Origin of the sequence: uncultured Turicibacter sp. (genome assembly GCF_938044715.1) — a bacterium.
Taxonomy (GTDB): Bacteria; Bacillota_I; Bacilli_A; order MOL361; family Turicibacteraceae; genus Turicibacter; species Turicibacter sanguinis.
Window position 1 is genome coordinate 1 of record NZ_CALIOS010000041.1, and the last position, 20,703, is coordinate 20,703.

At 34.6% G+C, this 20,703-nt stretch carries 21 protein-coding genes and 2 other annotated features; of the genes, 2 read left to right on the forward strand and 19 right to left on the reverse strand.

Annotation, left to right across the window (positions count from 1 at the left end; translation table 11 throughout):
• From pheS to parE, 17 genes are all read right to left on the reverse strand, one after another.
• Positions 1 to 821 (reverse strand): phenylalanine--tRNA ligase subunit alpha (gene pheS, locus QWC74_RS03890; RefSeq protein ID WP_288993919.1); only part of this gene is annotated, 821 nt, incomplete at its 3' end.
• Positions 822 to 867: 46 nt separating this feature from the next.
• Positions 868 to 1,073, reverse strand: a binding site (T-box leader).
• A 68-nt stretch (positions 1,074 to 1,141) separates the two neighbouring features.
• Positions 1,142 to 2,251, reverse strand: coding sequence for a Nif3-like dinuclear metal center hexameric protein (locus tag QWC74_RS03895; RefSeq protein ID WP_006785343.1), 1,110 nt, complete (start codon positions 2,249 to 2,251; stop codon positions 1,142 to 1,144).
• Positions 2,239 to 2,928, reverse strand: coding sequence for a class I SAM-dependent methyltransferase (locus QWC74_RS03900; RefSeq protein WP_006785342.1), 690 nt, complete (start codon positions 2,926 to 2,928; stop codon positions 2,239 to 2,241). Before QWC74_RS03900 ends, QWC74_RS03895 begins: the two co-directional genes overlap by 13 nt.
• Before the next feature lie 11 nt (positions 2,929 to 2,939).
• Positions 2,940 to 4,310, reverse strand: a complete 1,371-nt coding sequence (gene rpoD / locus QWC74_RS03905; protein WP_006785341.1) for an RNA polymerase sigma factor RpoD — start codon at positions 4,308 to 4,310, stop codon at positions 2,940 to 2,942.
• A gap of 14 nt (positions 4,311 to 4,324) precedes the next feature.
• Entirely contained in the window at positions 4,325 to 6,121 is a 1,797-nt protein-coding gene (gene dnaG / locus QWC74_RS03910; protein ID WP_006785340.1) for a DNA primase, read from the reverse strand.
• Between the two features lie 47 nt (positions 6,122 to 6,168).
• Positions 6,169 to 7,542 (reverse strand): glycine--tRNA ligase, encoded by a 1,374-nt coding sequence (locus tag QWC74_RS03915; protein ID WP_006785339.1) that lies wholly within the window; start codon positions 7,540 to 7,542, stop codon positions 6,169 to 6,171.
• Between the two features lie 79 nt (positions 7,543 to 7,621).
• Positions 7,622 to 7,799, reverse strand: a binding site (T-box leader).
• Positions 7,800 to 7,938: 139 nt separating this feature from the next.
• Positions 7,939 to 8,682 (reverse strand): DNA repair protein RecO, encoded by a 744-nt coding sequence (gene recO / locus QWC74_RS03920; protein ID WP_006785338.1) that lies wholly within the window; start codon positions 8,680 to 8,682, stop codon positions 7,939 to 7,941.
• Between the two features lie 4 nt (positions 8,683 to 8,686).
• Positions 8,687 to 8,848, reverse strand: coding sequence for a YqzL family protein (locus QWC74_RS03925; RefSeq protein WP_006785337.1), 162 nt, complete (start codon positions 8,846 to 8,848; stop codon positions 8,687 to 8,689).
• A 100-nt stretch (positions 8,849 to 8,948) separates the two neighbouring features.
• Positions 8,949 to 9,857 carry a GTPase Era gene (gene era, locus QWC74_RS03930; protein WP_006785336.1) on the reverse strand — a complete coding sequence of 303 codons (909 nt, stop codon included), beginning with the start codon at positions 9,855 to 9,857 and terminating at the stop codon, positions 8,949 to 8,951.
• A complete protein-coding gene (gene cdd / locus QWC74_RS03935) occupies positions 9,857 to 10,261 on the reverse strand; it encodes a cytidine deaminase (protein ID WP_006785335.1) in 405 nt (134 codons plus the stop codon). Before cdd ends, era begins: the two co-directional genes overlap by 1 nt.
• Positions 10,262 to 10,269: 8 nt before the next feature.
• Positions 10,270 to 10,659, reverse strand: coding sequence for a diacylglycerol kinase family protein (locus QWC74_RS03940; protein WP_006785334.1), 390 nt, complete (start codon positions 10,657 to 10,659; stop codon positions 10,270 to 10,272).
• Positions 10,637 to 11,110, reverse strand: a complete 474-nt coding sequence (gene ybeY, locus QWC74_RS03945) for an rRNA maturation RNase YbeY (RefSeq protein ID WP_006785333.1) — start codon at positions 11,108 to 11,110, stop codon at positions 10,637 to 10,639. Before ybeY ends, QWC74_RS03940 begins: the two co-directional genes overlap by 23 nt.
• A gap of 17 nt (positions 11,111 to 11,127) precedes the next feature.
• On the reverse strand, positions 11,128 to 12,096 hold the full coding sequence (locus tag QWC74_RS03950; protein WP_006785332.1) for a PhoH family protein: 969 nt from the start codon (positions 12,094 to 12,096) through the stop codon (positions 11,128 to 11,130).
• A gap of 12 nt (positions 12,097 to 12,108) precedes the next feature.
• Positions 12,109 to 13,236 (reverse strand): sporulation protein YqfD, encoded by a 1,128-nt coding sequence (locus QWC74_RS03955; protein ID WP_006785331.1) that lies wholly within the window; start codon positions 13,234 to 13,236, stop codon positions 12,109 to 12,111.
• Positions 13,226 to 13,498 carry a hypothetical protein gene (locus QWC74_RS03960; protein ID WP_009607139.1) on the reverse strand — a complete coding sequence of 91 codons (273 nt, stop codon included), beginning with the start codon at positions 13,496 to 13,498 and terminating at the stop codon, positions 13,226 to 13,228. The genes QWC74_RS03955 and QWC74_RS03960 overlap by 11 nt, the downstream gene beginning before the upstream one ends.
• A gap of 139 nt (positions 13,499 to 13,637) precedes the next feature.
• Positions 13,638 to 16,043, reverse strand: coding sequence for a DNA topoisomerase IV subunit A (gene parC, locus QWC74_RS03965; protein WP_006785330.1), 2,406 nt, complete (start codon positions 16,041 to 16,043; stop codon positions 13,638 to 13,640).
• A gap of 3 nt (positions 16,044 to 16,046) precedes the next feature.
• Positions 16,047 to 17,981 (reverse strand): DNA topoisomerase IV subunit B, encoded by a 1,935-nt coding sequence (gene parE, locus QWC74_RS03970; protein WP_006785329.1) that lies wholly within the window; start codon positions 17,979 to 17,981, stop codon positions 16,047 to 16,049.
• 257 nt (positions 17,982 to 18,238) lie between these two features.
• Here parE and plsY point away from each other — a divergent pair, with 257 nt between their 5' ends.
• Both plsY and QWC74_RS03980 read left to right on the forward strand, forming a co-directional pair.
• Positions 18,239 to 18,820, forward strand: coding sequence for a glycerol-3-phosphate 1-O-acyltransferase PlsY (gene plsY, locus QWC74_RS03975; protein ID WP_006785328.1), 582 nt, complete (start codon positions 18,239 to 18,241; stop codon positions 18,818 to 18,820).
• 42 nt (positions 18,821 to 18,862) lie between these two features.
• On the forward strand, positions 18,863 to 19,057 hold the full coding sequence (locus QWC74_RS03980; protein ID WP_006785327.1) for an aspartyl-phosphate phosphatase Spo0E family protein: 195 nt from the start codon (positions 18,863 to 18,865) through the stop codon (positions 19,055 to 19,057).
• Positions 19,058 to 19,136: 79 nt separating this feature from the next.
• On the opposite strand, the gene QWC74_RS03985 is transcribed toward QWC74_RS03980, so the two are convergent.
• Both QWC74_RS03985 and QWC74_RS03990 read right to left on the reverse strand, forming a co-directional pair.
• The gene (locus tag QWC74_RS03985) at positions 19,137 to 19,361 is read right to left on the reverse strand and encodes a YneF family protein (protein ID WP_006785326.1); all 225 of its coding nucleotides are present in this window, start codon (positions 19,359 to 19,361) and stop codon (positions 19,137 to 19,139) included.
• A 57-nt stretch (positions 19,362 to 19,418) separates the two neighbouring features.
• Positions 19,419 to 20,693 (reverse strand): PTS transporter subunit IIC, encoded by a 1,275-nt coding sequence (locus QWC74_RS03990; RefSeq protein ID WP_006785325.1) that lies wholly within the window; start codon positions 20,691 to 20,693, stop codon positions 19,419 to 19,421.
• Positions 20,694 to 20,703: the final 10 nt, after the last annotated feature.

Genomic DNA, 20,703 nt, shown 5'->3' on the forward strand with positions numbered 1-20,703 from the left:
CGGCAACCTTTACCTTTACACATAACGCAAGAGATATCTACTTCAGCACTTGGTTCAGTGAATGGGAAGAATGATGGGCGTAAACGGATTTCGCGATCTTGACCAAACATTTGACGTGCAAGTTCAAGTAATGTTCCTTTTAAATCAGCCATTGTTACATCAGTATCAACTACTAATCCTTCAATTTGTGTAAATTGATGTGAGTGAGTCGCATCATCATCATCACGACGGTATACTTTACCTGGACAGATAATTTTAATTGGACCTTTTCCTTTCGCTGCTTCTAAAACGCGTGCTTGAACAGGTGATGTATGCGTACGTAATAATGATTCTTCTGTAATATAGAATGAATCTTGCATATCACGAGCTGGATGACCTTTAGGTAAGTTTAAAAGTTCGAAGTTATAATGATCCCATTCAACTTCTGGTCCTTCTTCTACCGTATATCCCATTGAAATAAATAATGATTCTAATTCATTTGTCACCGCCTGTAATGGGTGCGTTACTCCAATGTTTACTGTACGACCTGGTAATGTCACGTCGATCGTTTCATTTGCTAATTTTTGTTGAATCGCTAAAGCCTCTAACTCTTCTTTTTTTGTTTCAATCGCTGCTGAGATTGCATTTTTTACTTCATTTGAAACAGCTCCTGCACTTTTACGTTCTTCAGGTTGCATATCTTTCATATTTTTCATTACTTCTTGGATTGGACCTTTTTTACCAAGATATTTAACACGAAGATCATTTAACTCTTTTAAATCTGTCGTATTTGATACTTCATTAATTGCTTCGATTTGTAACTCTTTTAATCGATTTAGCATGACGATTCCTCCAAACTTATTTTTAAAAAATAAAAAAACGTCCTTAAAAAAGGACGTTTCACACGCGGTACCACCTTTATTGACAAATCATTGACTTGTCCACTCAAAACAGATAACGGGGAGTTCCCGGGTGTGATTAGCACCACTCATAAGGTGAATTCATGAGCTATCTCTATAAGAATACTTTCAGTCTACGATATTCTCTCCCTGAATAGCTAGTCCTCACTACTATGCCTCATTCAACGTTTTTTTATTTTTTTCTTAGTTCTATTATATACATTGAACCTAAAAAAGACAATATTTTATGTGATTTATTCATTTTAAACAAATTGGAAGGGTTCCGTACTAATCACGGATGCAGTTGCAATCTCTCCAAACAACTCATTTAAAATAGCAGCAACGTGCTCTTTCATTACATACTCTGCATGGTGACCAACATCTAAGACATTTAAGCCCATATCCTGTGCATCTTGAGCATCGTGGAATCCAACATCACCTGTAATAAATAAATCTACTTTTTTCGCTTTGACAGGTCCGATATAACTTGCCCCACTACCACCAATGATAGCGACTGTTTTAATGGTTTTATCTAGTGAACCGACAAAACGTGCATTTTCAATCTTTAATGACTTTTTGACGTGTTTAATATAATCAACAGCTTTTAAAGGGGTCGGAACTTGTCCCATACGTCCAAGTCCATACTGAGCATCAGGCATCGTCACATTTAAGGCATAGACATCATACGCCATTTCCTCATATGGATGGACCGATTTAATTTTTGCAATGGCGCTTCCAACTAAAGCGGTCGGAATAACCCCTTCTAATTTTACTTCTTCAACCAATTCTACTTCATTTACATTTCCTAAAAACGGTTGACTTCCATCAAGCGGTTTAAATGAACCAATTCCCGTACTCGCAAAGGTACAATGAGAATAATTTCCGATTTGCCCAACACCCGCTTCTGACATCACTTGACGAATCGAATCACTGTGAGTAGCTGGTGTATAGATGACTAATTTAGAATATTCTTCACGTTTGGTTGGAATTAACGGTTGAATATTTTCTAAACCGATGGTTTGAGCTAAACAATCATTCATCCCATTTTTCGCAATATCAAAATTAGTATGCATCGCATAAACACAAATATCATGTTTAATACAAAGTTCAACAATTTTTCCTTTTGGCGTATTGGTATTAATGTTCGCTAAAGGACGAAAAATGAATGGATGATGAGCAACAATTAAGTTCGCTCCTTTTTCAATCGCTTCTTCAACGACAGATTTCGTCACATCAAGTGTGACTAAAACTTTTGTTAACGGACGATTAACATTTCCAATATGTAATCCATTTGGGTCTTTATCAAACGCCGCTAAATGTTTTGGATATAAAGTTTCTAATTGTTTAATCACATCTGAAATTACGATTGACATTTTAAAACCTCCGATAATAATGCCTGGCGAGCTTCTAAATCAGCCAAGCGTGGATGATTAACGGCTAACTGATCCATAATTTCTTGATTTTTATTAAATTCTTTCATCCATCTTGCTTTAAACACCTCATCATTTGGTGTCTGACGTAAAATAGGTCCAAATTCAAGATCTAGTTCGTTATATGAAGTCTCTTCATCAGTAGGTTCCGCTACAATGACTTCATAAAACTTCCCTTCATCTAAGACGATTTTTTCATCAATGATTGTAAACGAATGGTTAGATAACCAAGCTCGAACTAAATTTGCATCGATGTTAGGTTGTAAAACTAATCGCTTAAATGATGTTGTGAGTGGAATGTCTGCGTCTAAAATAGAAACAATCAGTTTTCCTCCCATTCCTGCAACGACAACCCCTTCTACTTCACTAGGAGCTAAAATGGATAACCCGCCACCTAGACGAGTTTCTATTTTAGCTTCTAATCCATATCGTTTGATAGTTGCTTTAGCTGACTCTAATGGGCCAACTCCAATATCTGCAGCAATTGCATAAGTCAACTGATTGTCAAGCATTCCAACACAAGGTAAATAAGCATGATCCGTTCCAATATCTGCAATTTTTTGCAAAGGTTTTAACGCATCTAAACATGTTTGTAATCGTGTTGAAAGTTCATAACTCATATTTTATATTCCTATTCTTCCATGAAGTCTTTTAAACGACGGCTACGAGATGGGTGGCGAAGTTTACGTAAGGCCTTCGCTTCAATTTGACGAATACGTTCACGTGTCACACCAAATTCTTTTCCTACTTCTTCAAGCGTACGAGTACGTCCATCTTCAAGTCCAAAACGTAAACGGAGAACACGTTCTTCGCGATCCGTTAATGTTTCTAACACATCGTCTAATTCTTTTTTTAGCATTTCATTTGAGGCGAATTCAGATGGTGATAAGGCATCCGCATCTGGGATGAAATCTCCTAAATGAGAATCATCTTCTTCACCTACTGGTGATTCTAATGAAACAGGTTCTTGTGAAATTTTTAAAATTTCGCGTACTTTTTCAGGAGCGATTCCCATTTTCTCAGAAATTTCTTCTGGTAAAGGTTCACGCCCTAATTCTTGAACTAATTGACGTTGAATACGAACTAATTTATTAATTGTTTCAACCATGTGAACCGGAATACGAATGGTACGCGCTTGATCCGCAATCGCACGTGTAATAGCTTGACGAATCCACCATGTTGCATAAGTCGAGAATTTAAATCCTTTACGATAATCGAATTTTTCAACCGCTTTAATTAATCCCATATTTCCTTCTTGAATTAAATCTAAGAATAACATCCCACGTCCAACATGACGTTTAGCGATACTAACAACTAAACGTAAGTTAGCTTCAACAAGACGTTTTTTTGCATATTCACCTTCTTGAATAACACGTCGTGCTTCTTCATCACTTAATTCAGTAACCCCAATTAAAAACTCATTTCCGTCATTTGCTTCCCCAGCATCTTGGATTAATAAATCAATACGTTCTAACAACTCTTCCGGAAGCGGCTCATTTTTACGGCGTATTTCTAAAATTTCTGATGAGATATCTCCACGTTCAATCTTTTTCGCAAAGTTAATTTCTTCTTGACTAGATAATAATTCAACGCGTCCAATTTCTTTTAAATACATACGAACTGGATCATTAATTTTAAATTGTGAGGTGAATTCAAACTCATCAAATTTTTCTTCTAAATCAACTTCATCTTCAGTAGAGAAATTGGCTGGAATATTATCTTCATCTTCGTCAGCATCAAAATCTGGTAATAATAAGACTGTATCTTCCTCTTCTGTCTCACCAACTTCAGGCGTTTCAACAATTTTCTCAGATTTAACAATGCTGATTCCTTCTGAATCATATAAATCTAAAAATGAACTAATCATTTCTGGATCTAATTGAACTTGTTCAAAACTATTGTTGATTTCATCGTATGTTAAATAACCGCGCTTCTTTCCTAACTTGATTAGTTGACTATTAATTTCCAGAATTTTTTTCTCGTCAAGTACCGGATTTGACATAAAACCACTCCTTTTTACTTACCAAACTGCTGTTTAAGTTGATTAACTTTACCTAGTAGTTCCAATTTTTCATGATCTAATGTTGCTTCACTGATTTGCTTTTTTAACTGCTCCATTTGGGCTTTATAAACATACTCTTTCACAACTAATATTAAATCACGGATGACATTATCGTTCGTTAAAGGTGGTAAGGTCTCACATTCAAAAATAATGTCCGTGATTGGTTTCACTAACGCTTCATCAATCCAATTTAAAAAATATTGTAAATTCATTGTCTCATGTACGGTGTAATAATCTAAAATGTAAAGGACAATGTTTCGTCTCGTCGGATCATTTAAGTAACCATTTAATTCTTTCTCTACCTGCAAAGCGACACGTCGGTCTTTTAACATATAATGAATTAACATTTTTTCTGACCGGTCATACTTAGTGTCTCTCAAATGATGGCGTCTCATTTGACTCATTTCGTTTTTATTGTTGTTAATATTGGTATTTTTATACACTTGACTTTTTCCACTTGCAAACTCTTGTAAAATACTTTGTTCTCCGATGGAGATATCTTGCGCTAATTTTTTCAATATTAACTCCTGAAGAGTCGGACTTTGTAAAGAATATGCTAAATGATAAATAGCACGTTTAAATTGATCGCGATGACTGACAAATTCTAAATTAAACTGACGTTTGATATAACGATATTGATAATCGATGGCGGGAATCGCCTGATCAACTAATTTCGAAAAAGCTTCGGCACCATTTGTTTTTATGAATTCATCCGGGTCCATCTTCGATGGAATCTCGACAACACTTACTATAAAGTTTTGCGACATTAAAATTGGAATGGCTTTATTAGCAGCAGCTAATCCAGCTTTATCTCCGTCATAACAAATAATGATATGATCGGTTAAACGTCTTAATTCTCGACCATGATCTTCGGTAAAAGCTGTCCCCATTGTGGCAACAGATTCTGAAATTCCTGCTTCCACAGCAGAAATAACATCTAAAAATCCTTCAAATAACAGTACTCGGTTATGACGTCGAATGGCTAACTTTGCCTCATGCAAGTTATAAATCAGTTTCCCCTTTTGAAATAATGGTGATTCCGGAGAATTTACATACTTTCCTAAATGTGTGTCCCCCTCTAAAAAGACACGCCCACTAAATCCAACCACTTTTCCTACCTTATCAAAAATTGGGAACATAATCCGAGATTTAAATCGGTCATAATATTGACCATTATGCTCGTTTAATAACCCAAGTTGTGTTGCCTGAGGTAAAGAAAATTGGTTATTTGCTAATGTTTTGACAAGAGCATCCGAGTAGGATGGAGATAAACCAATACCAAATTGCTCAATCATTTCCGCTGACATTCCACGTTTTGTTAAATACTCAAGGGCGATTTTTCCCTCTTTTGTATGATTCAGATAATAATGGTAAAACCCTTTAGAAAATTCTAAAAGGTCATACTCATTTTTATATTTTGAATTTTGTGTAGACTGCGAAAGACTAGCAACTAAGTCGGTTTGAATTCCTGCTCGTTTTGCCAATTTTAAAATAGCTTGTGGGTAAGAAATTGCTTCAAGTTGTGAAATAAAAGAAATAACATTTCCACCTTCACCACAACCAAAGCATTTATAAATTCCTTTATCCGGTGACACCACAAAAGAAGGGGTGTTTTCACCGTGAAAAGGACATAAGCCTTTATAGTTTTTACCGGCTTTAGTTAATTGAACATAATCACTAACAACATCAACAATGTCACTTTGTGCAATGACTTGATCAAATAATTCTTGTGGAATCCGACCCTTATTCACCGTAAATCACCCTCTCTCCTATAATGTCTAATTAGTAAAACTATGTTTTAGAATTGAATTTTTGATGTGATGTACTCAACTAACTCATCAATTGCAACACGTTCTTGTTCCATTGTATCACGGTGACGAACAGTTACTTTTTTATCTTCTAATGAATCATAATCGAATGTCACACAGAATGGTGTCCCGATTGCATCTTGACGACGGTAACGTTTACCAATTGTTCCTGCTTCATCATAATCTACCATCATGTGTTTTGATAAATCTGCAAATACTTCTAAAGCTTGCTCATTTAATTTTTTAACTAATGGTAATACTGCCACTTTATAAGGAGCTAAAGCTGGATGGAATTTTAACACTTCACGTGTTTCACCATTTTCTAATGTCTCTTCTGCATAAGCATCAACTAAAAAGGCTAAGGTTACACGATCAGCTCCAACCGATGGTTCAATACAATATGGCACGTATTTTTCATTCGTTGTTGGATCTTGGTATTCAAAGTTTGCTCCTGATTCTTTCATATGAGCTTTTAAGTCGAAATCTGTACGATTTGCAACTCCCCATAATTCTCCCCATCCGAATGGGAAACGATATTCAATATCTGATGTTCCGTTACTATAATGACTTAATTCTTCTGGTGAATGTTCACGTTGACGGATGTGCTCTGGGTTCATTCCTAAGCTTACTAGCCAATTCCAGCAATATTCTTTCCAGAATTCATACCACTTAGCATCTTCACCTGGTTTACAGAAGAATTCTAATTCCATTTGTTCGAATTCACGTGTACGGAATGTAAAGTTTCCTGGTGTAATTTCGTTACGGAATGATTTCCCGATTTGTCCAATTCCAAATGGAATTTTTTTACGAGATGTACGTTGAACGTTTTTAAAGTTAACGAAGATTCCTTGTGCTGTTTCAGGACGTAAGTAAACAGCTGATTTTTCATCTGATACAACACCCATGTGTGTTTTGAACATTAATTCAAATTGACGAATATCTGTGAAATCATGTGCCCCACAATCTGGACATGCGATGTTATGTTCACGGATGTAATTCATCATTTGTTCTTCTGTCCATCCATCAGCTACGATATCATCTCCATGATCTTCAATTAATTTATCGGCACGGTGACGGCTTTTACATACTTTACAGTCCATTAAAGGATCACTAAATCCTCCAACATGTCCTGATGCAACCCATGTCTGAGGGTTCATTAAGATGGCACTATCTAATCCTACATTGTATGGAGATTCTTGAATGAATTTTTTCCACCAAGCTTTTTTAACATTATTTTTTAATTCGACACCTAATGGCCCATAATCCCAAGTGTTCGCTAATCCACCATAAATTTCACTACCTTGGTAAACGAAACCTTGTGTTTTTGACATATTTACGATTTTTTCCATAGTAACTTGACTCATACTGATGCTCCTTTGCTTAACAAAATTAAGATCTTGTGAACATAGAAATAATAAAAACTCTCATACCTATGCCCACAAGCATAGGGACGAGAGTTATTCCCGCGGTTCCACCCTATTTGTAAAAAGCAAGCTTTTTACCACTTTGTTAAATATGCTCGAAAGTTCCGTTCCTTAAGAATTTGACATCTGGCTCACACCCTCCCAGACTCGCTTAAGTTCAATGCTTCAAAAGTACTATTCTTCGTCATCACATAAATATTGCATTATACTATTACCATTATATTATATCAATACATAAAACACAATATACAAAAGTATGAAAAAATAACAAAAGAAAATCATTTATTCAACAAAAAAAATCACTTAAATCGTGGCGATTTTTAAGCGATTTTGATTTTATGTTAAGTCTTTTAAAAACTTTTTCGTTCTTAAATGAAGTCCTGCATAAGTCTCATAATAAGCATCTAAAAATTGTTCAATAGGTTGTAGTAATTCATCTTCTAGCTCAACCTCTGGTAGATGATCAATATCAACTCGATAAAGTGCACGGACAATTGGAATCAAGGGCGCATCAATTAAAATAGGTTGTGTATTGTCATAACACTTGGCACAAACTAATCCACCTTGACGGATACCAATCGTGACAATCTGTTCAGTAGAACGACAATTTGCACAACAATCAAGTACTGGCTCTATCCCAAGAACCGGCATCATTTTAAATTGAAAAATTAGACTCAACAGATACGGATTATACCCCGCGTCTGCTGCGTCTAAGAAATTTTTCAATAGTCGATAAATATAAGCACTATATTCATCTGATGACACACCTTTTAAAATCAATTCAATCATGAAATAAAAATAAGCAACCGTTTCATAATCAAGCTTAATATTTAAATAATGATTTTCAACTTCTCCAGAATATAAGTAATACAATTCACTGTTTGCATTGGTTGAGGGTTTTAAATTAAAACGTGCACTTGTTAATGGTTGAACAAGTGCACTCTTTTTTGTATTAACTTTATTGGCATTTTGGACAAACACACCAATAACTCCCATATTCCGAGTCAGAACTTTTATAATTTTATGATGTTCACCATAATTAAAGTTTTTTAAAATAATCCCATCCACATCGAGCGCCATGTTGTTAATCCTCCCTTATGGCTTTCGTTGCCTCCGAACTTATTAATTCTTCTGAAAACTCAGTAGGTGAAGTTAAATCTATCTTACTATTCTCAGTTTCTTTTAATAACAAATAGTGCTCAATTTTTCCTGTACGTTTGAACACTTCCCATTCTAAGCTATTCATTTAAATCCCTTCTTACTAGCTAAGCTATTATTTAAACCCTCTAGTCATTAGGATATCCAAACTCCAAGAATTTATGACACTTTTGTCTTAAAAAGTCGAATTAGTATTCTTTTTCGCTATATCCGAAATCATTTAAGTATAATTTTTTATTACGCCAATCCTTTTGAACCTTTACCCATAACTCTAAGTAAATTTTTGTTCCAAGTAATTTCACGATATCTTTACGAGCTAGTGTTCCAATGTCTTTTAACATTTTTCCACCCTTACCAATTAAAATCCCTTTTTGTGAAGGACGTTCAACAACAATAGTCGCCATCACATCAATCACATTTTTACCTTCTACTTTTTCAATTTTATCAATAACGACAGCAACTGAATGCGGAACTTCTTCATGAGTTAAATGTAAAACTTTTTCACGAATTAACTCAGAAATAATGAAACGTTCTGGATGATCAGTAATATAATCTGATGGATAAAATTGTGGCCCTTCAGGAAGCGCCTCTTTGATAACTGAGATTAATGTCTCTACATTCTCCCCAGTCATCGCAGAAATTGGAATAATTCCAGCAAAATTATACTCTTCACGGAATGAAGCAATAACTGTTAATAATTCTTCTTTTGTAATTAAATCAATTTTATTAATGACTAAGAAAACAGGTTGTTTTACATTTTGTAAATGTTCAATAATGAAGCGATCCCCTTTTCCTACTTTCTCAGTTGCATTGACCATAAACATAACAGCATCCACTTCATTTAATGTTCCAATGGCTAAATCGGTCATAAATTTTCCAAGCTCATGTTTAGGTTTATGAATTCCTGGTGTATCAATAAAAATTGTTTGTGAATCCGCATCTGTGATAACACCTTGAATTTTATTTCGTGTTGTTTGAGGTTTATCGCTCATAATCGCAATTTTTTTCCCTAATACTTGATTTAAAAATGTTGATTTTCCAACATTAGGGCGACCAATAATTGAGACGAACCCAGACTTAAAATGTTTTTCTGTCATTATAAATCCTCCGATGTAAATGAATATGGTAATAATTCTGACACTGTATAAATTTTAATTTCGTCCTTGTTACTTAATAAAATAACTTGTGCGTCTTGTGGCATTAATTCACTAATGACTTGACGACATGCTCCACATGGTGAAATTGGACGATCTGTATTTGCTACAACTGCAATGGCCTCAATATCGTCACGACGATAACCTTTTGTAAAAGCTGTAAATAAAGCTGAGCGCTCTGCACAATTAGTCAATCCAAAAGAGGCATTTTCAACATTTGCTCCATTGATAATACTTCCATCTTTTAATTTTAAAGCCGCACCTACTGGGAATTTCGAATACGGAACATATGCATTTTGATAAGCTTCCTTCGCTGCTGCAATTAAATCTGTGTACATTTCTTTCATTTTTTCACCTACTGACTGGATATATATGGAAGAAAGATAATTCCTCCGATAATAGTTGCGATGATCGCGCTGACCAAAACGGCTCCTGCTGCGACATCTTTCGCTATTTTCGCATAAATATGATAGTCTGATGTTACTAAATCAACGGTTCTCTCTATCGCAGTATTAATCATTTCTAACGTAATCACTTGAGCAATTGTTAGAAATAACAAAATAAATTCTACTTTGCTAATACGAAAATAAAGCCCACACCCTAGCACGATTAGTGCTGCGGTATAGTGGACTTTAATATTACGCCCTATTAAGAATGATGTCAAGATACCCCGACTTGCATATTTAAACGATTTTAAAATTGCTTGAATAGAATGAGTCTCTTTAACGTCTGATTCCGAGCGCATTTAGGACATCCTCCTGTTTAGCGAACATGATTTCCTCTTCTTCTTTCACAAGATGATCATAACCTAGAAGATGTAAACATCCATGAACGGCTAAAAACGAAAGTTCACGATCAAATGAATGACCAAATCGCTCTGCTTGTTCTCGTGTGCGTGGTAATGAAATAAAGACATCACCTAACATTCTTGGCATAGGAACTCCTTGAATCTTTATTTCTCCAGGAGTTTCATCCTCAATTGCAAATGTTATAACATCTGTTACGGCATCTTTTTGACGATAATTTGCATTGATTTCACGAATTTGTTCATTATCCACAAAGATAAAACTACACTCAATAAACTCATGCGCTAAGTTTTCTTGCTTTAACGTTTCAACTACAACACGTTCAATCATTTGCTCATATCTTTCAACTGCTTCATCTGTTTGATTGTAAAATTGAATATCTACTGCCATTTTCGTTTGTTGCTCCTTTATTCTCCGGTCTTTTCATAGCTTTCAATAATTTTTTGAACAAGCGTATGTCGTACAACATCGACTGTTTCAAATTGAACAAATTCAATTCCTTTAACATCATGTAAAATTTCTTTTGCATGTTTTAATCCTGACTTCACCGGTTTTGGAAGGTCAATCTGCGTTTCATCACCTGTGACAACCATTTTTGAATTAAATCCTAAACGCGTTAAGAACATTTTCATCTGTTGTTTCGTTGTATTTTGCGCTTCATCTAAAATGATATAAGCATCTTCAAGTGTACGACCGCGCATATAAGCTAATGGGGCAATCTCGATAATCCCACGTTCAATCATTTTTTCAGTTTGTTCAAGACCTAATACATCATATAACGCATCATATAACGGTCTTAAGTAAGGATCCACCTTCTCTTTTAAATCTCCAGGTAAGAATCCTAAATTTTCTCCCGCTTCTACAACAGGACGAGTTAAAATAATTTTTCGAACGATGTTTTTCTTTAATAATGAAACACCAATAACAACTGCTAAATAAGTTTTCCCTGTCCCTGCAGGACCAATTCCAAAGACTAAATCATTATCTAGAATTTTTCGATAATAATCTTTTTGATTAAAAGTTTTCGCAAAAATCGTTTTCCCTTGTGTTGTTTTAATAATTTTATATCGTTCATCAAACAATGACTCAAGTTCACCTAGGCGATTTTGTTCATTCATCTTAATTGCATATAAAACATCTCGCTCTGTTACGTCTTTTCCTTTACGATGTAAGTCCACTAAAGCTACTAACACTTCACGAACTTCTGAAGCTTTTGCTTCATCTCCGTAAACGTAGAGTTGATCTCCACGTAAAGAAATTTCAACATTATAGTAATCTTCAAAGATTTTTAAATGCTTATCATGATGTCCAACAACAGAAATAATCTCATCCATTGTTTCAAATACTTCTTGTATCTTAATCGGATCTTTACTCATAATTCAGCTCCTCTAATATGCGATATTTTCGTATACAGTTAGATGACATTTGAAATAAATCTCATCATCGGTTTCCTCTTCTGATATTATCTCCAAATTCTTGATGATAAACTCACCATCGGTTTCTTCTTTGAATTTATTTTGGACAAGGACTAATAAATTAGCCTTAATCTCGTCATAAGTGTTTGTTATTATTATATCACTTTTTTCATAATATTGTCTTTTTTCTAAATAAAGCGGTGAATTTTTGAGGAAAAAGAAGGGATCATATGATTTATCGACTTCTTCGTACTTTTCAAAATTTATCTCATCGAATGGAAAAGTAAATTCTTTTCCGCCAAGATGAAGAACATAATAAGTCTCTTTATTCGTTGTAAACCGTTCTTCTACATAGCTTTTAGACGCCCTTACATCAACAGTGTACCATGTATCAGCCCAAACTTCTCCCCGTGCCACATCATCTATCGGAATAATCTCACTCGTATATGGTTGTTCGACATAACAAGCAACAAGTGGATCCCCTTTTTTAACAACTTGATTTTGCTCCACCAACACACGACAACTGTCTACAATATAGTTCTTCACCAAACCAGAACGCTTAGCAAATAACGTTTGTGAATATTCACTGTCATCATCTTGTTCTTCTAACGTAATATCATAAACATCAAAAATGATGTCTGTTCCTTTTCGGTAGATATTTACCCATACATAATCATTGTAATAAGCTTTAAGCTCCTCATAAATCACATCCAAATCACTTTTTAGGAAATGAAATGGACCTAATTCCTGAAAGTGGGGTTCAAGCAAAGTTTCTAATTCATCTTGTTCCTGTGGTGTTAAATTTCCATCAATCCGATACCCGATGGTATACTTTTGCATTAAAAGCATCAAAATCAACACTAATCCAATGATAGGAACTCCTACTTTAAGAAAAGGCGGATAAATGGAAAGTGTCCGAGCAACCGGATATCCCTCCAATTTATCCAAAATATCCTTCCTAACCGTCACCAAGTAACCATCCGGATGTTTTTTCACCCCATAAATCATCACATTACGTTGCCTCAATCGATTAACTTCAGTCATTGTAGGCACTATGATTTGAACTTTTGGAATAAACAGACTTAACCACTTATTTTTCATTTTCATCACCGACTATTTCTATTTTTTTTACTCCATCACTTTCAATTCTAATAACAAAGTCTCCATATTCTTTAACTCTAAAATTGATTCCACTTAACTGATAAGTACAATCAGGCGTCTTAACCATGCAAAAATCATCCGTAAAATGTTCAACCGTACAACGATCGTTAATGATGACGGTTTTATTTTCTACAACTTGTAGTAGTGGATAATGTAAGGTTTGTTTAAATATTGCTGATTCAACTTTACTAAGCATTTGCATTCCTTTTCACCATCATTTCCGACTTAACTCTAGATACACTCATAAGATTGTATGTGCTAAGACCTAAGAATATGAACAAATGAATTTAGTTCGGTTCAAAATAAAAAATCGACTTCTTAATAGAAGCCGACTTTTCTAATTATTCTATTTCATCAATCATCAATTTCATGACCGCATCATCTACAATATTGGTTCCAACAGAGTTTAAATCAACCGCCTTAAAGAGTGAAAGATTCAACTTCACTTGCGTTGTCTCTGTTTTAATATAAACCTCTTGATTCGATTCAACTTTAATACAATCAACAAAATAATGTGGGTTTGATTTAATCGCCTTGATTCCAAGTGATCCTTTTTTATTACGTGAAGAGAGGGCAATATCTTTTACTTTTAACTTTTTGATATTCCCACGTTGTGTTAATAATAACAACTCATCGTTTGCATTAGCTAACACCACTTTGATTAGCTGATCATCTTTTCCAATGGCAATCCCTTTAACCCCCATAGCCTTAAGACCCGTAATAGCAATTTCCTCATCACTAAACTTCAACAAGTAACCCTGTTTTGTGACCATGATGACATCATTTGGACTTGGTGCTTTAACCACTGAAATTAAAACATCATCTTCTTTAACCGCCATCGCCATCATGGCACGATTATAACGAGACACTTCAAAATCACCTAAACGAGTCTTTTTAATCATACCGTTTGCTGTTGTAAAGAATAAACACTCTTCCGATTTAAAATCACTAATCGCGAAGACTGCTATCACTTTCTCCTCTGAATCGATCGTTACTAGATTTGAAACGTGCTGTCCAATATCTTTCCATTTAAACTCTGGGAGTTTATAGACTGGTAAGTAGATAAAACTTCCTCGATTCGTAAACATCAATAGCGTTTGTAGCGTATCGACTTGTAATTTTGATACCAGTTCATCGCCATCTTTCATCACTGGCATTTCAGATTTCGTTGCATTGTATGAACGAATACTCGTCCGTTTGACATATCCATCTTTTGTAACAGCGACAATAACATCTTCTTTGGTAATCATATCAGTCTCATCAATTTTAATCTCTTGAATTTGTTCCTCTATTTGACTGCGTCGCTCCGTTTTAAAATCTTTTCGCACTTGTTTTAATTCTGTTTGAATGACTTTTAATAACTTCGTTTCGCTACTTAAAATCTCAGTTAATTCTAAGATTGTTTTTGATAACTCTTCGTTTTCTTGTTGTAGCGCTGTCACATCTGTATTCGTTAAACGATATAACTGTAACATCACGATAGCTTCAGCTTGACGTTCACTAAACTCAAAAGCTACCATTAAATTTTTCTTCGCATCTGATTTATCTTTCGATTGGCGGATCATATGAACCACTTCATCTAAAACTGACACCATTTTAATTAAACCTTCAACGATGTGTTGACGTTCACGTGCACGTTTTAAATCATAATTTGAACGATTAGTTACAACTTCTTTTTGATGTTGGATATAAGCGTCAATTAAGTCCATTAATCCCATCAAGACAGGACGCTTATTATGAATCGCCACCATATTGATGTTATATGACACTTGTAAATCCGTATTTTTGAATAAATAGTTCAACACCATTTCAGATTTCACGTCTTTTTTTAGTTCAATGACAATACGTAATCCATTACGATCAGTTTCATCACGAACCTCCATGATTCCGTCGATTTTTTTATCAATACGTAAATCATCAATTTTTTTCACTAAATTCGCTTTATTGACTTCGTAAGGAATTTCAGTGACAACGATTTGATCGCGTCCTCCTCGAATCGTTTCAATCTCAGCTTTTGAACGAACAATAATACGTCCTTTTCCCGTAGCATATGCTTTTTTGATTTCTTGAATCCCTTGGATAATCGCTCCCGTTGGGAAATCTGGCCCTTTGATAAAGGTTAATAAGTCATCTAATTGACACTGTTTATGATTCATACGATGAATCACCGCATCAATAATTTCAGCTAAATTGTGAGGTGGAATATCAGTTGCATATCCTGCTGAAATCCCTGTCGCTCCATTAACTAATAAGTTAGGGAAAAATGCCGGTAATACCGTTGGTTCTGTCATTGAATCATCAAAGTTTGGAATAAAGTCAACTAAATTTTTATCGATATCTTTTAATAATAATCCTGAAATAGCTGATAATCTTGCTTCAGTATAACGCATCGCAGCTGCAGGATCGCCATCAATACTACCATTGTTCCCATGCATTTGCACAAGGGGTTCTCTTAATTTCCAATCTTGAGACATACGAACCATTGCCTCATATACAGATGAATCGCCATGAGGATGGTAATTACCAATAACATTTCCAACTGTTTTAGCCGATTTACGGAATGCTTTTTCAAATGTATTTCCGTCTTTATACATCGCATATAGAATACGTCGTTGTACCGGTTTTAATCCATCACGAGCATCAGGTAACGCACGATCTTGAATGATATATTTGGAGTAACGTCCGAAACGATCCCCCATAATATCTTCAAGTCGCATTACTTGAACGCGTTGGGTTGAGTTTTCCATAAATTACACCCTCTCTATATCATAATCATCTTCCATCGTAAAATCGACATTTTGCTCGATCCATTCACGACGTGGCTCAACTTTATCTCCCATTAACGTGGTTACGCGATGATCGGCATCTGCCGCATCTTCAATACTGACTTGAATTAACGTACGTGTTTCAGGATTCATAGTTGTATCCCATAATTGATCCGCGTTCATTTCTCCAAGACCTTTGTAACGTTGTAACATGTAGCCTTTTCCGACTTTCGCAATAACGCTTCCTAACTCTTCGTCTGTCCATGCATACTCAACCACTTGCTTTTTTCCTTGTCCTTTAGACACTTTATAAAGCGGTGGCAATGCAATGTAAACTTTACCCGCTTCAACTAATTCACGCATGTATCGGAAGAAGAATGTTAGTAATAATACCTGAATATGCGCCCCATCGGTATCAGCATCGGTCATAATGATGACTTTATCATAATTGACATCACTTAATTCAAAATTCGCTCCTACACCTGCACCGATGGTATAAATCATCGTATTAATTTCCTCATTTTTAAAGATATCTTCCATCTTTGCTTTTTCAGTATTGATGACCTTACCACGTAGAGGTAAAATTGCTTGGAAGGCACGGTTACGACCTAGTTTCGCTGATCCACCCGCTGAATCCCCTTCGACTAAGAATAACTCATTTTTCTGAGGATTTTTCGTTTGAGCTGGCGTTAACTTTCCTGAAAGATTCGTTTCTTTTTTCTTTTTCGTTTTTCCACTACGAGCATCTTCTCGCGCTTTACGCGCTGCTTCACGGACTTGAGCTGCTTTAATCGCTTTTTTAATTAATTGTGTCGCAACAGCTCCATTTTCTTCAAAGAAAAATGTTAATTTTTCTGCAATCACATTATCTACCGCTGAACGAGCCTCTGGCGTTCCAAGTTTCGCCTTTGTTTGTCCTTCAAATTGTAATAAATTTTCAGGAATTCGAACTGAAACGATGGCCGCTAACCCTTCACGAATGTCTGCACCTTCTAAATTTTTCTCTTTTTCTTTAAGTAATCCATTACGTCTCGCATAGTCATTAAAAATACGAGTTAAGACAGCTTTAGCTCCTGTTTCATGAGTTCCACCATCTTTAGTCCGAACATTATTAACGAAAGATAAAATATTTTCTGAATAACTTCCAGAATATTGGAAAGCAAAATCAACTTCAATCTCTTGGCTTTCTCCCTCGAAATAAACTACATCATGAAGGGTATCTTTTCCTTCGTTTAAATAACTAACAAATGATTTAATTCCATCTTCATAGTAAAATGTTTCTTCTTTATCGTTTCTTAAATCGATTAACTCAATTTTTAATCCTTTTAAAAGAAATGCTGATTCACGTAATCGTTCACTTAAAATATCAAATGAATAAACTGTTGTTGAGAAAATTTCAGGATCTGGTTTGAAGCTTACTAATGTTCCTGTTTCTTTACTTTTACCAATGATATCAAGACCTGTAACAGGATGCCCACCATTCTCAAAACGTTGACGATATACATTCCCATCACGTTTGATTGTCACTTCAACCCACTCAGATAGGGCATTTACAACACTTGCCCCTACCCCGTGTAATCCTCCAGATGTTTTATATCCACCTGTTCCAAACTTTCCACCTGCATGTAAGACAGTAAAAATAACTTCTGGTGTCGGCTTTCCTGATTTATGCATTCCAGTTGGAACTCCTCGCCCAGAATCTTGTACACTGATGCTATTATTTTCATGAATTGTTACTTTTATATGATCACCATATCCGGCTAAAACTTCGTCAATGGCATTATCTACAATTTCATAGACAAGATGATGTAACCCGCGACTGTCAGTTGAACCAATATACATCCCTGGTCTTTTACGGACTGCTTCTAGTCCTTCGAGTACTTGTATTGAGTCTTCATTATAATTTAAGTGCGTCGACATCATAACACTCCTTTCCCTTTCCATTATCTCATTTTAAAAGATTTTCTCGAAGATTAAAAGATGTTATTAGACATTATAAGACTAATTTATAAATTTTAATTCCAAATCTATTCAAAATAACTGTATTATACATTAATTAAAGTATGAATTATAGCGTGAAATATGTCGAAAAAGAAGTTTTTTATATTTTTTTTGTAAATTTCACTAATATTATCGGAGTCTATGCTATAATAATTCTGCAAAAAAGGAGGATTTAAATGATTAACTTCATACTAATTATTGCCGCTTACTTGCTAGGATCATTTCCTTCAGCGCTTGTAATTGGAAAAACATTTTATCAAAAAGATATTCGTCAATATGGTTCTGGTAACCTAGGGTCAACGAATGCCTTCCGAGTTCTTGGAAAAAAAGGGGGGACCATTGTCTTTATTCTTGATGTGTTAAAAGGTGGGTTAGCTGTTTTAGCAGCCATGTACTTAGGAGCTACGATCCATCCCTTAATTATTTCGATGTTTGCTTTAATCGGACATATTTACCCTATTTTTGCTAACTTCAAAGGTGGAAAAGCTGTTGCAACAAGTGCAGGAATCATTTTATTCTATTCACCTCTTTTATTTATCACACTCTTTATTATCTTTGTCATTTCATTAAAGATATGGAAAATGGTCTCTTTATCTTCAACTATTATCTCAATTGCCGCAGTATTAATTGTTTGGTTTGGACATTATGACTTAACAGCCAAAATTATGTTTACCTTATTTGCTGCAATGATTATTATTAAGCACATCCCGAACTATAAACGCATTTTAAATGGAACTGAAAATAAAGTCTCATTTTAAACACTATTACATTATATTCAAAAATACCTGGGGGGAATCATCTTGAAAACTATTTCATGTTCAGAACCGATGAATTTCAATAATTCTAAAGACATTTATAATCGTATTACAACCATTAAGGCTGAATTACACGAACTCGTAAAAACATTTGGAATGGTACATGAATTGACAGTAGCAAAAAGTCAAGAATTAGATTTAGTTGTAAATGAATACATGTGTTCTAAACAACAATTTTAATTTTAAAAAGACGCCCTGAAAGGCGTCTTTTCTTACATTTATCATCATAAAAAGCGTATGTTTTCATACGCTTTTTGTTTTATTTCATATTTTGATTAATTGATTTCATCACTTGATTAATTTGTTTTTGAGATGGTGTACGTCCCATTTGCATCATCATTGTACGAACAACCTCTTCATTAATAGGTGGGTTTTTTTGTAAATATTTTTTTAATTGTTTTTGAGCAACAAAGAATCCAATAATTGCACCAATTAAAATAGCTACAATAATCCAAACCCAGAATACCCAGTTAGTATATAACATATTACTTCCTCCAAACATTTTTACAATTGAATAGTCCAATACTATATTCAATTTATACTAGAATATGAACAATCTGTCAAGTAATTGTGAAATAAAGAACGTGTCTAGTGACCTAAAACTTCCTTCTAATTGTAGCGCTTTTAAAAAATGTAATGAAAGCGTTGGGATAACGGTTAATAAAATTCCATTCATAAATGAAGCAATCAGTGTCCCTTTAACTCCATTTACCTGATTTGCCATTTTACTAACTAAAACTCCAATCAATCCAATAGACACTAACTCTGGCATCACAATCTCAGTTACTTGATAAAAACTCAGATACATTAAGGTGACAAGCGCAGCCACATAACTACTAATAAACCCAATTAACCCAACATACCGACAATGTTGAAGTTGATAAATCCAATCCGTTGCAAAATAGGCAGTTGGAATTATTTTTTCAAAAAAGGATAAATAAACGGGATATACACTGATGATTAATCGATAAAACCCATAAAAACAGCCGATTCCCATTAAAAGAATTAAAACATTAATCACTTGCAACCCAATACCTTCAACAATCAATTGATTCAAAATCACTAATCTTGTCTGTTCATGATAGCCTTGAAAATAGGCGATAAAAGTTAATAAAACTGTTGTTATGATTAAAAAGAACGTCACGCCACTAAATCCTTTTTTAAGTATTCGTTTAAAATTTGAGTTTTCAACAAAGGCCTCAGTTGATAAATGACACTTACCAAATAAATTTCCTGCCCCAATACAGAGCCAGTTATCTAGGTAATGAAATAACCCAAGTGTTGTACGACCTTCTAATTCCCCTTTACAAAGCTTTGAGGTGATTGAAGGTGCTATACTCATGACCATTCCTAATACTACTGCCATCATCATAATTTGGCTCGAAATTGAGAGTGAACTTTGTTGTAAAAGAGTCATCATCACAGTCGTGAATATAATCATTTCAAATGGTGCAATAAATAAATGTTTAAACCTTGTATAATAAGCTAATGCTACATTGATGACAAAGGCCATTAAAACCGTACATATAATCACAAACCATTTCTCGATTAAAACTGTTTCAAATGAAGCGGAACTCATATAAACGGGTGATATTTTCAAAACATAGCAAATCACTGAAGAAATCAAATAATAATAACTATTTAAAAAGACTAAACTCATTAAAAACAAGCCGATTCCTAGTATTATTTTAGATTGAACAATTATTAACTGCTTAAGTGATTCACGTTCTTTAATTTGATTCATGAGTGTAATCAGTATAAAAAAAAGACTCATCATCAAAATAATGGAAATTTGCACCTCTAGTGTAAGACTCATCCCTCATCCT

Excerpts from the sequence above, each read along its gene's own strand:
- QWC74_RS03895 (WP_006785343.1), bottom strand. The coding sequence starts at position 2,251 with ATGTCAATCGTAATTTCAGATGTGATTAAACAATTAGAAACTTTATAT.
- QWC74_RS03900 (WP_006785342.1), bottom strand. The coding sequence starts at position 2,928 with ATGAGTTATGAACTTTCAACACGATTACAAACATGTTTAGATGCGTTA.
- rpoD (WP_006785341.1), bottom strand. The coding sequence starts at position 4,310 with ATGTCAAATCCGGTACTTGACGAGAAAAAAATTCTGGAAATTAATAGT.
- QWC74_RS03915 (WP_006785339.1), bottom strand. The coding sequence starts at position 7,542 with ATGAGTCAAGTTACTATGGAAAAAATCGTAAATATGTCAAAAACACAA.
- recO (WP_006785338.1), bottom strand. The coding sequence starts at position 8,682 with ATGGCGCTCGATGTGGATGGGATTATTTTAAAAAACTTTAATTATGGT.
- QWC74_RS03925 (WP_006785337.1), bottom strand. The coding sequence starts at position 8,848 with ATGAATAGCTTAGAATGGGAAGTGTTCAAACGTACAGGAAAAATTGAG.
- era (WP_006785336.1), bottom strand. The coding sequence starts at position 9,857 with ATGACAGAAAAACATTTTAAGTCTGGGTTCGTCTCAATTATTGGTCGC.
- cdd (WP_006785335.1), bottom strand. The coding sequence starts at position 10,261 with ATGAAAGAAATGTACACAGATTTAATTGCAGCAGCGAAGGAAGCTTAT.
- QWC74_RS03940 (WP_006785334.1), bottom strand. The coding sequence starts at position 10,659 with ATGCGCTCGGAATCAGACGTTAAAGAGACTCATTCTATTCAAGCAATT.
- ybeY (WP_006785333.1), bottom strand. The coding sequence starts at position 11,110 with ATGGCAGTAGATATTCAATTTTACAATCAAACAGATGAAGCAGTTGAA.
- QWC74_RS03950 (WP_006785332.1), bottom strand. The coding sequence starts at position 12,096 with ATGAGTAAAGATCCGATTAAGATACAAGAAGTATTTGAAACAATGGAT.
- QWC74_RS03955 (WP_006785331.1), bottom strand. The coding sequence starts at position 13,236 with ATGAAAAATAAGTGGTTAAGTCTGTTTATTCCAAAAGTTCAAATCATA.
- QWC74_RS03960 (WP_009607139.1), bottom strand. The coding sequence starts at position 13,498 with ATGCAAATGCTTAGTAAAGTTGAATCAGCAATATTTAAACAAACCTTA.
- parC (WP_006785330.1), bottom strand. The coding sequence starts at position 16,043 with ATGGAAAACTCAACCCAACGCGTTCAAGTAATGCGACTTGAAGATATT.
- parE (WP_006785329.1), bottom strand. The coding sequence starts at position 17,981 with ATGTCGACGCACTTAAATTATAATGAAGACTCAATACAAGTACTCGAA.
- plsY (WP_006785328.1), top strand. The coding sequence starts at position 18,239 with ATGATTAACTTCATACTAATTATTGCCGCTTACTTGCTAGGATCATTT.
- QWC74_RS03985 (WP_006785326.1), bottom strand. The coding sequence starts at position 19,361 with ATGTTATATACTAACTGGGTATTCTGGGTTTGGATTATTGTAGCTATT.
- QWC74_RS03990 (WP_006785325.1), bottom strand. The coding sequence starts at position 20,693 with ATGAGTCTTACACTAGAGGTGCAAATTTCCATTATTTTGATGATGAGT.